General features: G+C 60.3%; 10 protein-coding genes. All 10 read right to left on the bottom strand.

The window, feature by feature from the left end; all coding sequences use genetic code 11:
- Window positions 1-54: 54 nt before the first annotated feature.
- Complete coding sequence (locus AF70_RS11125) at window positions 55-1,473, bottom strand: FAD-dependent oxidoreductase (RefSeq protein ID WP_028939620.1); 1,419 nt, start codon at window positions 1,471-1,473, stop codon at window positions 55-57.
- A 33-nt stretch (window positions 1,474-1,506) separates the two neighbouring features.
- Window positions 1,507-5,952 (bottom strand): glutamate synthase large subunit, encoded by a 4,446-nt coding sequence (gene gltB / locus AF70_RS11120; RefSeq protein WP_019581863.1) that lies wholly within the window; start codon window positions 5,950-5,952, stop codon window positions 1,507-1,509.
- A gap of 356 nt (window positions 5,953-6,308) precedes the next feature.
- The gene (locus AF70_RS11115; RefSeq protein ID WP_019581862.1) at window positions 6,309-7,922 is read right to left on the bottom strand and encodes an AAA family ATPase; all 1,614 of its coding nucleotides are present in this window, start codon (window positions 7,920-7,922) and stop codon (window positions 6,309-6,311) included.
- 10 nt (window positions 7,923-7,932) lie between these two features.
- Window positions 7,933-9,033 carry a 3-dehydroquinate synthase gene (gene aroB, locus AF70_RS11110; RefSeq protein WP_019581861.1) on the bottom strand — a complete coding sequence of 367 codons (1,101 nt, stop codon included), beginning with the start codon at window positions 9,031-9,033 and terminating at the stop codon, window positions 7,933-7,935.
- 150 nt (window positions 9,034-9,183) lie between these two features.
- The gene (aroK, locus tag AF70_RS11105; protein WP_019581860.1) at window positions 9,184-9,702 is read right to left on the bottom strand and encodes a shikimate kinase AroK; all 519 of its coding nucleotides are present in this window, start codon (window positions 9,700-9,702) and stop codon (window positions 9,184-9,186) included.
- 4 nt (window positions 9,703-9,706) lie between these two features.
- Window positions 9,707-11,782 (bottom strand): type IV pilus secretin PilQ, encoded by a 2,076-nt coding sequence (pilQ, locus tag AF70_RS11100; protein WP_028939619.1) that lies wholly within the window; start codon window positions 11,780-11,782, stop codon window positions 9,707-9,709.
- A 13-nt stretch (window positions 11,783-11,795) separates the two neighbouring features.
- On the bottom strand, window positions 11,796-12,323 hold the full coding sequence (locus AF70_RS11095; RefSeq protein ID WP_019581858.1) for a pilus assembly protein PilP: 528 nt from the start codon (window positions 12,321-12,323) through the stop codon (window positions 11,796-11,798).
- Window positions 12,320-12,943, bottom strand: coding sequence for a type 4a pilus biogenesis protein PilO (pilO, locus tag AF70_RS11090; protein WP_019581857.1), 624 nt, complete (start codon window positions 12,941-12,943; stop codon window positions 12,320-12,322). The genes AF70_RS11095 and pilO overlap by 4 nt, the downstream gene beginning before the upstream one ends.
- A complete protein-coding gene (locus AF70_RS11085; RefSeq protein ID WP_019581856.1) occupies window positions 12,940-13,506 on the bottom strand; it encodes a PilN domain-containing protein in 567 nt (188 codons plus the stop codon). Before AF70_RS11085 ends, pilO begins: the two co-directional genes overlap by 4 nt.
- Complete coding sequence (locus tag AF70_RS11080) at window positions 13,506-14,570, bottom strand: pilus assembly protein PilM (protein WP_019581855.1); 1,065 nt, start codon at window positions 14,568-14,570, stop codon at window positions 13,506-13,508. Before AF70_RS11080 ends, AF70_RS11085 begins: the two co-directional genes overlap by 1 nt.
- Window positions 14,571-14,598 lie beyond the last annotated feature (28 nt).

Below are 14,598 nucleotides of genomic sequence, written 5' to 3'. Positions count from 1 at the left end.
CACCGCGTTATCGTTCATCGCCAGCAAGCCGGCTCCTACAGGGTCAGGCGTCGATCAGACGCCCAGGTAATCCAGGATTCCTTCGGCGGCATTGCGGCCTTCGAAGATCGCCGTCACCACCAGGTCGGAACCGCGCACCATGTCGCCACCGGCGAAGATTTTCGGGTTGCTGGTCTGATGCTTGTACTGGCCTTGCTCCGGCGCCACGACGCGGCCCTGGCTGTCGGTCTGGATGCTGAACTGTTCGAACCACAACGCCGGGCTTGGGCGGAAACCGAACGCGATGACCACAGCGTCGGCCGGGATGATCTCTTCGGAACCCGGGATCGGCTCGGGGCTGCGACGGCCACGGGCATCCGGCTCGCCGAGACGGGTCTCGACCACCTTCACGCCCTCGACACGGTCTTCACCGACGATTGCGATCGGCTGGCGGTTGTAGAGGAATTTCACTCCTTCTTCCTTGGCGTTCTTCACCTCTTTGCGCGAACCCGGCATGTTCGCTTCGTCACGACGATAGGCACAGGTCACCGCCTTGGCGCCCTGACGAATCGAGGTACGGTTGCAGTCCATCGCCGTGTCGCCGCCGCCCAGCACCACCACCTTCTTGCCTTTCATGTCGACGAAATCTTCCGGCGACTTTTCAAAGCCCAGGTTGCGGTTGACGTTGGCGATCAGGAAGTCCAGCGCATCGTGCACGCCCGGCAGGTCCTCGCCGGCGAAGCCGCCCTTCATGTAGGTGTAGGTGCCCATCCCCATGAAGACCGCATCGAATTCTTCGAGCAGTTGTTCCATGGTCACGTCCTTGCCCACTTCGGTGTTCAGGCGGAACTCGATGCCCATGCCGGTGAAGACTTCGCGGCGATTGCTCAGCACGGTCTTTTCCAGCTTGAACTCAGGAATGCCGAAGGTCAGCAGACCGCCGATTTCCGGGTTCTTGTCGAACACCACCGGCGTCACGCCACCACGCACCAGTACGTCGGCACAGCCCAGGCCCGCAGGGCCCGCACCGATTACCGCAACACGCTTGCCAGTCGGCTTGACCTTGGACATGTCCGGACGCCAGCCCATGGCGAACGCGGTGTCGGTGATGTACTTCTCGACCGAACCGATCGTCACCGCACCGAAACCGTCGTTGAGGGTGCAGGCACCCTCGCACAGACGATCCTGTGGACACACCCGACCGCAGACTTCCGGCAGGGTGTTGGTCTGGTGCGACAGTTCGGCGGCCTGGAGGATGTTGCCCTCGGCCACCAATTTGAGCCAGTTGGGAATGAAGTTGTGCACCGGGCACTTCCATTCGCAATACGGGTTACCGCAACCCAGGCAGCGGTGGGCCTGGTCGGCCGACTGCTGGGGTTTGAACGGTTCGTAGATTTCCACGAACTCTTTCTTGCGTTGACGCAACAGTTTCTTCTTCGGATCCTTGCGCCCGACATCGATGAACTGGAAGTCGTTATTCAGACGTTCAGCCATAGTTAAAACCTCATCAAACTCTTCAGGCGCATATCACTGCGGGTTGGCACGGGTGCTGGAAAGCAACGATTTCAGGTTGGCAGCCTTGGGCTTGACCAGCCAGAAACGACGCAGATAGTCATCGAGGTTTTCAGCGAGGTTACGACCCCACTCGCTGTCGGTTTCCTCGACGTATTCGTTCAGCACGCGTTGCAAGTGGCTGCGATAGGCTTCCATCGCCTCACCGCTGATCCGCTGGATTTCCACCAGTTCGTGGTTGACCCGGTCAACGAAGGTGTTGTCCTGGTCGAGCACGTAGGCGAAACCGCCAGTCATGCCTGAGCCGAAGTTGTAACCGGTCTTGCCCAGAACGCAGACGAAACCACCGGTCATGTACTCGCAGCAGTGATCGCCTGTGCCTTCCACCACGGTGTGAGCACCGGAGTTACGCACCGCGAAACGCTCGCCAGCGGTGCCGGCGGCGAACAGCTTGCCGCCAGTGGCGCCATACAGGCAGGTGTTGCCGATGATGGCACTGTCCTGCGTCTTGTAGAGGCTGCCTTTCGGCGGAACGATGACCAGTTTGCCGCCGGTCATGCCTTTGCCGACGTAGTCGTTGGCGTCGCCTTCCAGGTACATGTTCAGGCCACCGGCGTTCCACACGCCGAAGCTCTGACCCGCCGTGCCTTTGAAGCGGAAGGTGATCGGCGCGTTGGCCATGCCCTGGTTGCCGTGTTTGCGGGCGATTTCACCTGAGATCCGCGCGCCGATGGAACGGTCGCAGTTGCAGATATCCAGGGCGAAATCGGCACCGCTCAGGTCGTTGATCGCCGAGGTGGCCATGTCGACCATTTTCTCGGCCAGCAGGCCTTTGTCGAACGGCGGGTTGCGGTCGACCTGGCAGAATTGAGGCTTGTCTGCCGGGATGTGATCGCTGCCGAGCAACGGAGTCAGGTCCAGGTGGTTCTGCTTGGCGGTCTGGCCTTCGAGGACTTCCAGCAGATCGGTACGGCCGATCAGCTCTTCGAGGGAGCGCACGCCCAGCTTGGCCAGCCACTCACGGGTTTCTTCGGCGACGTAGGTGAAGAAATTCACCACCATGTCGACGGTCCCGATGTAGTGATCCTTGCGCAGCTTCTCGTTCTGAGTCGCGACGCCGGTGGCGCAGTTGTTCAGGTGGCAGATGCGCAGGTATTTGCAGCCCAGGGCGATCATTGGCGCGGTGCCGAAGCCGAAGCTTTCAGCGCCGAGGATCGCGGCCTTGATCACGTCGAGGCCGGTTTTCAGGCCACCATCGGTTTGTACCCGGACTTTGCCGCGCAGGTCGTTGCCACGCAGGGTCTGGTGGGTTTCGGCCAGGCCGAGTTCCCACGGTGCGCCCGCGTATTTGATCGAGGTCAGTGGCGATGCACCGGTGCCGCCGTCGTAGCCGGAGATGGTGATCAAGTCCGCGTAGGCCTTGGCCACACCGGCCGCGATGGTGCCGACGCCCGCTTCTGCCACCAGTTTCACCGAAACCAGCGCATTCGGGTTGACTTGTTTCAGGTCGAAAATCAGCTGCGACAAGTCTTCGATCGAATAGATGTCGTGGTGCGGTGGAGGCGAAATCAGGGTCACGCCCGGCACTGCGTAACGCAGCTTGGCGATCAGACCGTTGACCTTGCCGCCTGGCAACTGACCACCTTCGCCGGGCTTGGCACCCTGGGCGACTTTGATCTGCAGCACTTCGGCGTTGACCAGGTATTCCGGGGTCACACCGAAGCGGCCAGTGGCGACTTGCTTGATTTTCGAGCTCTTGATGGTGCCGTAGCGCGCCGGGTCTTCGCCGCCTTCGCCGGAGTTCGAACGCGCACCGAGGCGGTTCATGGCTTCGGCCAGGGCTTCGTGGGCTTCCGGCGACAGAGCGCCCAGCGAAATACCAGCGGAGTCGAAGCGCTTGAGCACCGACTCCAGAGGCTCGACTTCGCTGATGTCCAGCGGCGTGTCGAGGGTCTTGACCTTGAGCAGGTCGCGGATCATCGACACCGGGCGGTTATCCACCAGTGACGTGTATTCCTTGAACTTGCTGTAGTCGCCCTGCTGCACTGCGGCTTGCAAGGTGTTGACCACGTCCGGGTTGTAGGCGTGATATTCGCCACCGTGGACGAACTTCAACAGACCGCCCTGCTGGATCGGCTTGCGCGGGCTCCAGGCTTCGGCCGCCAGGGCTTTCTGCTCGGCTTCGATGTCGACGAAGCGCGCACCCTTGATGCGGCTTGGCACGCCACGGAAGCTCAGTTCGCAGACTTCTTCGGACAGGCCGATGGCTTCGAACAGCTGCGCACCGCGATACGACGTGATGGTCGAGATGCCCATCTTCGACAGGATCTTGAGCAGGCCCTTGGTGATGCCTTTGCGGTAGTTCTTGAACACCTCATAGAGGTCGCCCAGCACTTCACCGGTGCGGATCAGGTCGCCCAGCACTTCATAGGCCAGGAACGGGTAGACCGCCGAGGCGCCGAAACCGATCAGCACCGCGAAGTGGTGCGGATCACGAGCGGTCGCGGTTTCCACCAGAATGTTGGAGTCGCAACGCAGGCCTTTTTCGGTCAGGCGGTGGTGCACGGCACCGGTCGCCAGCGAAGCGTGGATCGGCAGCTTGCCCGGAGCAATGTGACGGTCACTCAGTACGACCTGGGTGCGACCGGCGCGAACGGCTTCTTCGGCCTGATCGGCGACGTTACGCACCGCGGCTTCGAGGCCGACGCTCTCGTCATAGTTGAGGTCGATGATCTGACGCTCGAAACCTGGGCGATCGAGGTTCATCAACGAGCGCCACTTGGCCGGAGAAATGACCGGCGAGCTGAGGATCACGCGCGAGGCGTGTTCCGGCGACTCCTGGAAGATGTTGCGCTCGGCACCGAGGCAGACTTCCAACGACATGACGATGGCTTCGCGCAGCGGGTCGATCGGCGGGTTGGTGACCTGCGCGAACTGCTGACGGAAATAGTCGTACGGCGTACGCACGCGCTGGGACAGCACGGCCATCGGCGTATCGTCGCCCATCGAGCCGACGGCTTCGTAGCCTTGCTCGCCCAGCGGACGCAGCACCTGGTCGCGCTCTTCGAACGTGACCTGGTACATCTTCATGTATTGCTTGAGCTGGTCGACGTCGTAGAACGCTGATCCGTGGTCGTTGTCTTCCATGGTCGCCTGAATGCGCAGGGCATTCTTGCGCAGCCATTGCTTGTACGGATGACGGGACTTCAAGCGGTTGTCGATGGCGTCGGTGTCGAGGATCTGACCGGTTTCGGTGTCCACGGCAAAGATCTGGCCCGGGCCGACACGCCCCTTGGCGATAACGTCCTCAGGCTGGTAGTTCCAGACACCGATTTCCGAGGCCAGGGTGATGAAACCGTTCTTGGTGGTCACCCAACGCGCCGGACGCAGGCCGTTACGGTCGAGCAGGCACACCGCGTAGCGACCGTCGGTCATTACCACGCCGGCCGGACCGTCCCACGGTTCCATGTGCATCGAGTTGTATTCGTAGAACGCACGCAGATCCGGGTCCATGGTTTCGACGTTCTGCCACGCAGGCGGAATGATCATCCGCACGCCACGGAACAGGTCGATGCCACCGGTGACCATCAGCTCGAGCATGTTGTCCATGCTGGAGGAGTCGGAACCGACACGGTTCACCAGCGGGCCGAGTTCATCCAGATCCATCAGATCATTGGTGAACTTGGTGCGACGGGCCTGCGCCCAGTTGCGGTTGCCGGTGATGGTGTTGATTTCGCCGTTGTGGGCAAGGAAGCGGAACGGCTGCGCCAGCGGCCATTTCGGCAGCGTGTTGGTCGAAAAGCGCTGGTGGAACACGCAGATCGAAGTTTGCAGGCGCTGGTCGCTGAGGTCTGGATAGAAGGCGGTCAAATCCGCCGGCATCATCAGGCCTTTGTAAATAATGGTCTTGTGGGAAAAGCTGCAGATGTAGTGATCGACATCGGCGGCGTTGGCCACGGACGAACGACGACGGGCGCTGAACAGCTTGATCGCCATGTCCTGATCGCTCAGGCCTTCACCACCGATGAACACTTGTTCGATCTGTGGCAGGCGCTCAAGGGCCAGGCGGCCGAGGACGCTGGTGTCGATCGGCACTTTGCGCCAGCCGACCAGGGTCAGGCCTTCGGCCAGGATCTCGCGGTTCATGTTCTCGCGAGCGGCTTCGGCTTTCACCGGATCCTGGTTGAAGAAGACCATGCCCACGGCATATTGCTTGGGCAGTTCGACGCCGAAGGTTTCCTGGGCGATGGCACGCAGGAACACATCCGGCTTTTGAATCAGCAGACCGCAACCGTCACCGGTCTTGCCGTCGGCGTTGATCCCACCGCGGTGGGTCATGCAGGTCAGGGCCTCAATGGCCGTTTGCAAAAGGGTATGACTGGGCTCGCCCTGCATATGGGCTATCAGGCCAAAACCGCAGTTATCCTTGAATTCATCTGGTTGGTACAGACCTGCTTTCATAGACACTTTCTCACCAGGCTGCCTCTTATCGAGGCAAATTTCTTTTCAATTCAACCAGTTACCATCCGCGCCGAACGTACGCCAGCTTTGCGGGGGCAAAAGGGAGGTCATTGTACACACCGACACAGAGGCTCACAAATTTGACGACGAAATGTCGCAAATCTATGTCGCATTTGTGAAAGGTTTAAAGCGATATGCTGTGCTAGTCAAAACTTTTTTAATTTTGACCGCAGCGACTCAAAGACTACTGTGACGCAGACACCACAAGGCACGCAGCCGCAGGGACTGTTGGCGGCATGCGCTTGTAGAAATTTTGAGGTGCTTGGAGAGGCGGCCTGGGTAAGGCCGCCGAATCTTCAGCGAGTTGTTGCCAGTTCCTGTTGGACGCTGGCGACAGTGCGAGGCCAAGGTTTACCAGCCTGAACCTTCGCTGGCAAGGCCTTGATGGCAGTAACGGCTGCATCGCGGTTGGCGAAGCTACCGTAGGTGATGACGTAAAGCGGCTTGCCGTTGAGCACTTTCTTGAAATAACGGTACTCGCCGCCCTGCTCCTTGACGAAGTTTTGCGCGGTCGATTCGGAGCTGGTGCCAAGGATCTGCACTACGTAGCTGCCCGGTGCCTGGCCTGCGTACCAGCTGCCACCAGCGGCTTTGGCCACGGCAGCTGGCTTCTCGGCGGGTTTGGCCACGACGGCCGGTTTGGCGGGCGCTGGAGCCGGTTTGGCAGCCGGTGCAGGCGCTGGCGCTGGCTTGGCCGCAGGCGCGACAGGCTTGGCGGTCGCGACTTGAGTCGGCGCAGGCGTCGGCTTGGCGGCCGGTGTCGGCGCGGGCCCCGCTGGAACGCCTGCCGGTGGCGCAGTAGTGGTCACGGTCGGCGGTGTGGCGCTGGAACCTTCGACCGGTACGCCATCATCGCCTTCGGTAATGCCTCCAGCCGCTTCGGCCAACGGACCACGCATCACTGGCTGCGAGTTACCGACCAACGGCAATGGCATCGGTTGCGTATTACCGGCGAACTCCACGGAGGGAGCGCCTGCGCTGTTAGGTTTTGGCGTGCCCTGGCCCAGCGGCAGTTGTGCCTGTTCGTTGGCAGGCGCGCCGGTGGTCGGTGCTTTGTTGCGACCTGGCATCAACCAGGCGGCAGCTACCGCGACCACGACGACGGCGGAAATTGCCAATACGTGTTTCTTCGGCATGTTGAACCCCATACTTGGACGCTTGACCGCTGAGCGGCTGGCAATCATGGCTTCGATCATTGCATCGCGGGCGACCTGGTTGATGTTGCCAGGCCAACCGTCGGAGCTTTCGTGAATATCAGAGATCTGATCCGCGGTGAAAAGTTCGATTCCCCGGCCAGCACCTTCGAGACGCTGATCCAGATATTCGCGGGTTTCTTCTTCGGTGTAGGGCTGCAATTCGATGACGTGAAAACGCTCTTCCTCGAGACTCAGCGCATCAAGTTGAGCAATCAACGAGGACTCACCGAACAGGAATACATGCGGACGACCTTCCGGTGCGCCGGCAGCCAGGGCCAACAAGGCTTCCAGTGCAGACTCGTCGAGTTGCTCGGCGTCATCCACCAGCAAATAGACTTCCTGCCCCGTGAGCGCAAGCTGCACCACTTGAGCCAGGATCGCACCGATCTCGGCCTGAGCAACGTCCAGCGCCTGAGCCACTTGATTCAGCACGCCAGCGGCATCGCCGGCGCCACGGGCGGAAACCACCACGCTCTGCACTGACTGTTTGTTGGTGCTGGCCACCAGGGCCTGACGCAACAGGGTTTTACCGCTGCCTTGCGGGCCGGTGACCACCAGCAGCAACTGGCTGTAGCGAGCCAGGTGATGCAACTGGCCCAGCACCGGCTTGCGCTGGGCCGGGAAGAATTTGAAGCCAGGCACCCGTGGAGCGAAAGGGTCATGACTTAACTGGTAATGGCCGAGGAAAGCCTCGTCGGCATGCAAACTAGTCATCGGGATCTTATTAACCTTTAAGCTGAGCCAGGGCGCGGTAATCCGCTCCCAGCGTGGCCTGTAAAACCTCTTTCGGATAATCGTCGGTCACCACTGCTTCGCCCATATGGCGCAGCAGCACCAGGCGCAAACGACCGTCGATCACTTTCTTGTCAATTGCCATGTGTTCGAGAAAATCGGCTTCGGTCATCTCTTCCGGCGGAATGACCGGCAGGCCGGCGCGCTGGAACAGGCGAATACCGCGATCACGCTCCTCTTCGCTGATCCAGCCCAAGCGCGCGGACATTTCCAAAGCCATCACGGTGCCAGCAGCGACTGCTTCACCATGCAACCAGACACCATAGCCCATATGGGTTTCGATCGCGTGGCCGAAGGTATGCCCCAGGTTCAACGTGGCACGCACGCCGGTCTCTTTCTCGTCGGCACCCACCACCGCAGCCTTGGCCGCACAGGAACGTTCGATGGCGTAAGTCAGGGCGGCCTGGTCCAGGGCGCGCAGGCGATCGACGTTTTCTTCAAGCCAGGTCAGGAACGGCTCGTCGCAGATCAGCCCGTACTTGATGACCTCCGCCAGCCCGGCAGACAGTTCGCGGGCCGGCAGTGTATTGAGGGTGGCGGTATCGATCAGCACCACATTGGGCTGATAGAAGGCGCCGACCATGTTCTTGCCCAGCGGATGATTGATCCCGGTCTTGCCGCCCACCGAAGAATCGACTTGCGACAGCAACGTGGTCGGCACCTGGATGAAATCGACGCCCCGCTGGTAGCAGGCCGCGGCAAAACCGGCCATGTCACCGATCACGCCACCACCGAGGGCAATCACTGTGGTGCGACGGTCGTGCCGAGCGGTCAGCAGGCCATCGAAAATCAGTTGCAGGGTTTCCCAGGTCTTGAAGGCTTCGCCATCGGGCAGCACCACGGAAATGACCGAGAACTGCGCCAGACTGCGGGTCAGACGCTCGAGGTAGAGCGGCGCGACGGTCTCGTTGGAGATGATCGCCACCTGCCGCCCGCGAATATGCGGGGCCAGCAGCTCAGGCTTATCCAACAAACCTTCGCCAATATGAATCGGGTAGCTGCGCTCGCCTAGATCGACCTTGAGTGTCTGCATGTGTCCCCACAGTGAAGATGGAATCAGGCGTCCTGCCTTGAGTTTACGAATTCCATGGCGTCTGCTGGTGTGACGCCGTCCGGTAGCCATCCGCCACAACCTTGAGCGGCTGCGACAGGACGCCGAGGATAGCGCATTTCGCCCCGTGCATTAACGGGGCGGCAGCTGCTGCAAGCGTTCGAGAATATCGAGCACCACCATCCGCGGCGGCCGCTCATCGGTTTCCACCACCAGGTCGGCGATTTCCCGATACAGCGGGTCACGGATCGCCAGCAAGTCCCGCAGGGTCTTGGCCGGATCGGCGGTACGCAGCAGTGGCCGATTGCGATCGCGAGCCGTTCGGCCCACTTGCTGCTCGACAGACGCGTGCAGATAGACCACCCGACCACCGGCGTGCAGCGCCCGACGATTGGCCTCGCGCATTACCGCTCCGCCACCGGTCGCCAACACCACGCCGTCGGACGCGCACAGCTCGGCAATCATCGCCTGCTCGCGGTCACGAAAACCCGGTTCGCCTTCTTTATCGAAAATCCACGGGATATTGGCGCCCGTGCGCAATTCAATTTCCTTATCGGAATCTTTGAACGGCAGGCGCAGCTCTTTGGCCAGCAACCGGCCGATGGTGCTTTTTCCAGCCCCCATCGGTCCAACAAGAATCAAATTTCGCACAGAATCAATGACTCACAGCAATCGCCTGATTGTTCATGATACGCGGAGTGAGAAATACCAGCAGCTCGGATTTTTTCTCCGAAACCACGTCACGCCGGAAAAGGCGGCCAAGATACGGCACATCACCGAGAAATGGCACCTTATCTACAACCTTGCTCTGAGTATTTGAGAAAACCCCACCAATCACGATGGTCTCGCCGTCGTTGACCAATACCTTGGCGTTGACCTCGTTTTTCTTGATCGGCGGTACATCCTGCACTTTGTTCAGGTAGTCCGGTTCGTCCTTGGTGACCTTGACCTCCATGATGATGCGGTTGTCCGGGGTGATCTGCGGCGTCACTTCCAGGGACAGCGAGGCTTCCTTGAACGACACTGAAGTGGCACCGCTGGAGCTGGCTTCCTGATAGGGGATTTCGGTGCCCTTGAGGATTTTCGCGGTTTCCTTGTCAGACGTGACCACCTTGGGCTGCGAGACGATTTCCCCGTTGCCGGTTTTTTCCATGGCCGTCAGCTCAAGGTCCAGCAGCACATTGTCGGTAATGAAGGCGATGCCGATCCCCGAGGTGTTGGAGGAAGTCCCTAGGTCGACGAACGGCGAGTTGGTGCTGGTGCTGCCCGGCGTGCCAACGGTGGTCGAGGAGCCGTTGACCCCGGAGCCATTCCAATTACCCTTCTGCACCGAACCGCCCCAGCGCACGCCGAGGCTTTTGTCGTAATCGACGTTGGCTTCAACGATGCGCGCCTCGATCATCACCTGACGCACCGGAATATCCAGCTGTGCAACGATGCGACGCAATTCGTCGAGGCGGTCCTGGGTCTGGTAGGCAATGATGTTGTTGGTCCGCTCATCGACAGTGATTGAACCGCGCTCGTCGACTTTCGCCTCGGCGCTGGTCACCGACTGGAACAGCTTGGCGATATCGGCTGCCTTGGCGTAATTGACCTGCAACAGTTCGCGACGCAGAGGCGCCAGTTCGGCGATTTGCTTCTGCGACTCCAGCTCCTGACGCTCCCGGGCGGCGATTTCATCGGCCGGCGCCACCAGCAACACATTGCCAATCTTGCGTTTATCCAGGCCTTTGGTTTTCAACACCAGGTCCAGCGCCTGATCCCACGGCACATTCTGCAGGCGCAACGTGATGCCGCCCTGCACCGTGTCACTGGCCACCAGATTGAGGTTGGTGAAATCGGCGATCAGTTGCAGCACCGAGCGCACATCGATGTCCTGGAAATTCAACGAGAGCTTTTCGCCGCTGTAGGCAAAACGTTCGGCGTTGCGTTTTTGCAAGTCATCGACAGTCATCGGCCGGATGCTGACGGTCAGTTTGTTATCGGTCTGGTAGGTCGAATAATCGAAGGCGCCGCTGGGCTCGATGCTGATGATGGCCCGGTCGCCCGTGGCGCTGGCGTTGACGAACTGCACCGGGGTAGCGAAATCCTTGACGTCGAGACGGACGCGCAACCGCTCAGGCAATTGGGTTTTGGTGAAGCCGACGATGATCTTGCCATCGCGTTCCTGGATGTCCGGGGCGATGGACGGATCCGACAAATCGATAACCACGTTGCCTTCACCCTGGGTACCGCGCTGGAAATCCACGCCACGAATAGCCTTGCTCACGGGAGCACTGGCTCTGGCGGGCGCGGGTACCGCCGTGGCCGCGCGTGGTGCGCTGGCAATCGGTTTGGACGCCTTGTTACCGGCCGCCTGCCCGACAACCACAAACAGGTTGTTGCCTTCGACACGTGCGTTATAGGGAGTCAGTTGAGTCAGACCGATGATCAGCCGCGTGCGGTCCTTGGCTTCCACCACCGTGGCGCTGCGGGCATTGCCGCCGCCCAGGTCACGACTTTTGTTCGCCAGCTGGCTGGTAACCCCCGGCAGGTCCAGCGCAATCCGCGCAGGCTGCTCCGTCGTATAGCCATGCGGCTGCGGTGGTGGCCCGTCGAACGACAACTTCAGCTCGACACGGTCACCAGGCAGCGCGGCGACATCCAGCGCTTTGAGGTTGGCCGCCTGTACCAACGGCGACAGAAACGCTATCCATAGCGAAATACCGAAGGTTGAGAAAATCCTGTTCATTGTTCGAGTTCCACTATGAGTGCTCTTTCAAAGGGATGGTCCGCGGCCGCTCCAGCCAGGCGCCTTCGCCATCGGGAACGATTTCGACCACATCGACTTGCGAAGCGCTGATGGCGACGATCCGCCCATCATTACGTCCCAGGTAATCGCCGACTTTCAGCCGATGCACACCGCCCGCCCCGCGCAGCAGCGCAAAGGAGCCGGAGGCATTGGAGATTGTGCCGACCATTTCAAATTGCTCGATGTTGAAGCCTTCGAGGTACTGCTTGACCCGATTGAGGTCGGGTTTGACGTTGCGCGAGCCGTGCTTCTGGCCAGCCAGATCGACTCTGACCTGCCGGGAGAACGGGCTGCGCAGGTTGGCAGCGCTGTAGGTGAATGTCGGATAAGACTGGAATGTCGGCGTTGGTTCAATCTTGCCGGGCGCTCGCAGGCGCACTTCGTTCAGGTAGGCGTCGATGTCGCTGAAACCATTGTCACCGCCACAACCGGCCAGGGCGACCAGGCACATAACCATCGACAGGCAACGAATCGGGTTCATTTCTGCAACCCCTTGTCGTTGTAGCGGTAGGTCTTGGCAAGGATGCTCATGCGCAGCTTCGGACCGCCTTCGGGATTGGCCGGCACCAGGTCGAAATCATGCAGGGTGACGATCCGCGGCAACCCCGCCACGCCGCTGACGAAAGTGGCCAAGTCGTGATAAGCGCCGGTGACGGTGATCTGGATAGGGAGTTCGATGTAGAACTGCTGGGTGACCTCCGGCAGCAGCTTGATCTCTTCGAATTCCAGGCCGCTGCCCAGGCCGGTGCGGGTGATGTCCTCCAGCAGGCCGGGCACTTCGGTGTCGCTGGGCAATTGCCGTAATAGCATGCCGAAGGAATTCTCCATTTCCTTCATCTGCTGGGTATACAGCTCAAGATTGGCCGCCATGTGGGCTTTGGTCGCGAACTGCTCCTTGAGCGTCGACTCCTCCTCACGCTTGAGTTCCAGGTGGCTTTGCAGGTCGCTGATCAGGAAGCTATAGCCCAGGGCCAGCACCAGCACCATCAGCAGAACACTCGCAAGGACCTTGATCGCCCTTGGCCAGGAACCCATGTTGTTGGTGTCCAGATCGCTGATGTCGATCTGGCGCAACCCTTCGAGCCATTCGGACGGCCTCATTTAGCCACCCCCACAATTGCCGGCTGAGTCTGACGGACGGTCAACTGAAAAACATTGGCCTGATCCAGCTGACCGGCGGTGTTCGCTTTGACTTCCGTGAGATTGGGCGCATCGAACCAGTCGGATGCATCTAGATTGCGCATCAAATCCGAAACACGATTGTTGGACTCCGCCGCGCCGGTGATGGACAAGGTCTTGCCGACCATTTTCACTTCGGTGAAATACACGCCGTCCGGCAAGGTGCGCGCCAACTGATCGAAGATCCTCCCGCTGATCGGCCGGTTGCCTTGCAGGTCCTGGATGATGCGCATGCGCTCGACGAGCTGCTGGCGACGAGCCTTCAGATCGCTGATCTGTTTGATCCGCTCATCGACCACGGCAATCTGCTTGGCGATGTAATCGTTGCGCGCGACTTGTCGATCAATGGCGCTGTTAATGACCTGATCCGTGATCAGCAGCGCCCCCACCGACCCTGCCAGCACACCGACCAACGCCAGCAAAAAGCGTTTGCGCCGCGCTTCGCGCAACTCTTCACGCCAGGGTAAAAGATTGATCCGTGCCATCAGTCGAAACTCCTGAGGGCCAGCCCGCAGGCGATCATCAGTGCCGGCGCATCGCTCGCCAGGGCACTGGCATTGACCCTGCTGCTCAGGGTCATGTCGGAGAATGGGTTAGCGACCTGGGTCGGCGTACCCAGGCGCTGCTCGATCAACCGATCCAGCCCTGGGACCGAGGCAGTGCCGCCGGCCAGGAGAATGTGATCGACCGAGCTGTATTGGCCGGAGGCAAAGAAAAACTGCAATGAGCGCGATACTTGTTGCACCAACGCATCCCGAAACGGCTGCAAGACCTCACTGACGTAATCGTCCGGCAAACCGCCCTGTTTCTTCGCCAACCCTGCCTGCTCGACCGTCAGGCCATAACGGCGCTGGATTTCTTCCGTCAGTTGTCGGCCGCCGAACAATTGTTCGCGGGTGTAGATGATCCGCCCATTGTTCAACACGCTCAGGGTGGTCATGGTGGCGCCGATATCGACCACCGCCACGGTCAGATGCTCCTGAGAAGCGGCCAGCTGGGTTGCCAGCAGGCCGAACGATCGCTCCAGGGCATAGGCTTCGACATCGACTACTCGCGCGGTCAGCCCGGCCAGGGCCAGGGCCGCTTCACGAACCTCGACGTTTTCCTTGCGACAGGCGGCCAGCAGCACATTGACCCGCTCGGGATTGCGCACTGACGCGCCTTGCACTTCGAAGTCGATCGCCACTTCATCCAGCGGATACGGGATGTACTGATCGGCCTCGATCTTCAGCTGGTTTTCCATCTCGTCGTCGGAAAGACCGGCGTCCATCTCGATGGTCTTGGTGATCACCGCCGAGCCGGCGACCGCCACGGCGACGTTCCTCTGGCTGGTTTTGGCCTTGAGCAGCACGCGCGCAAGGGCCTGCCCCACGCCTTCGAGCTCGGCAATATTTTTTTCGACCACGGCACTGGCGGGCAGCGGCTCGACCGCATAGGCCTCGACCCGATAACGGTCGCCTTGGCGGCTTAACTCCAACAGCTTCACCGACGTAGAGCTGATGTCGATCCCCAGAAGCGCATTGGTTTTTTTATTGAAGAGTCCTAGCACTACCAATTCCCTATGACTATCCGTGAGT

It is taken from the genome of Pseudomonas sp. KD5, assembly GCF_012932895.1.
Classification (GTDB): Bacteria; Pseudomonadota; Gammaproteobacteria; order Pseudomonadales; family Pseudomonadaceae; genus Aquipseudomonas.
The sequence above is the reverse complement of the archived record's forward strand: the minus strand, read 5'-3'. Positions and strand labels throughout refer to the sequence as shown.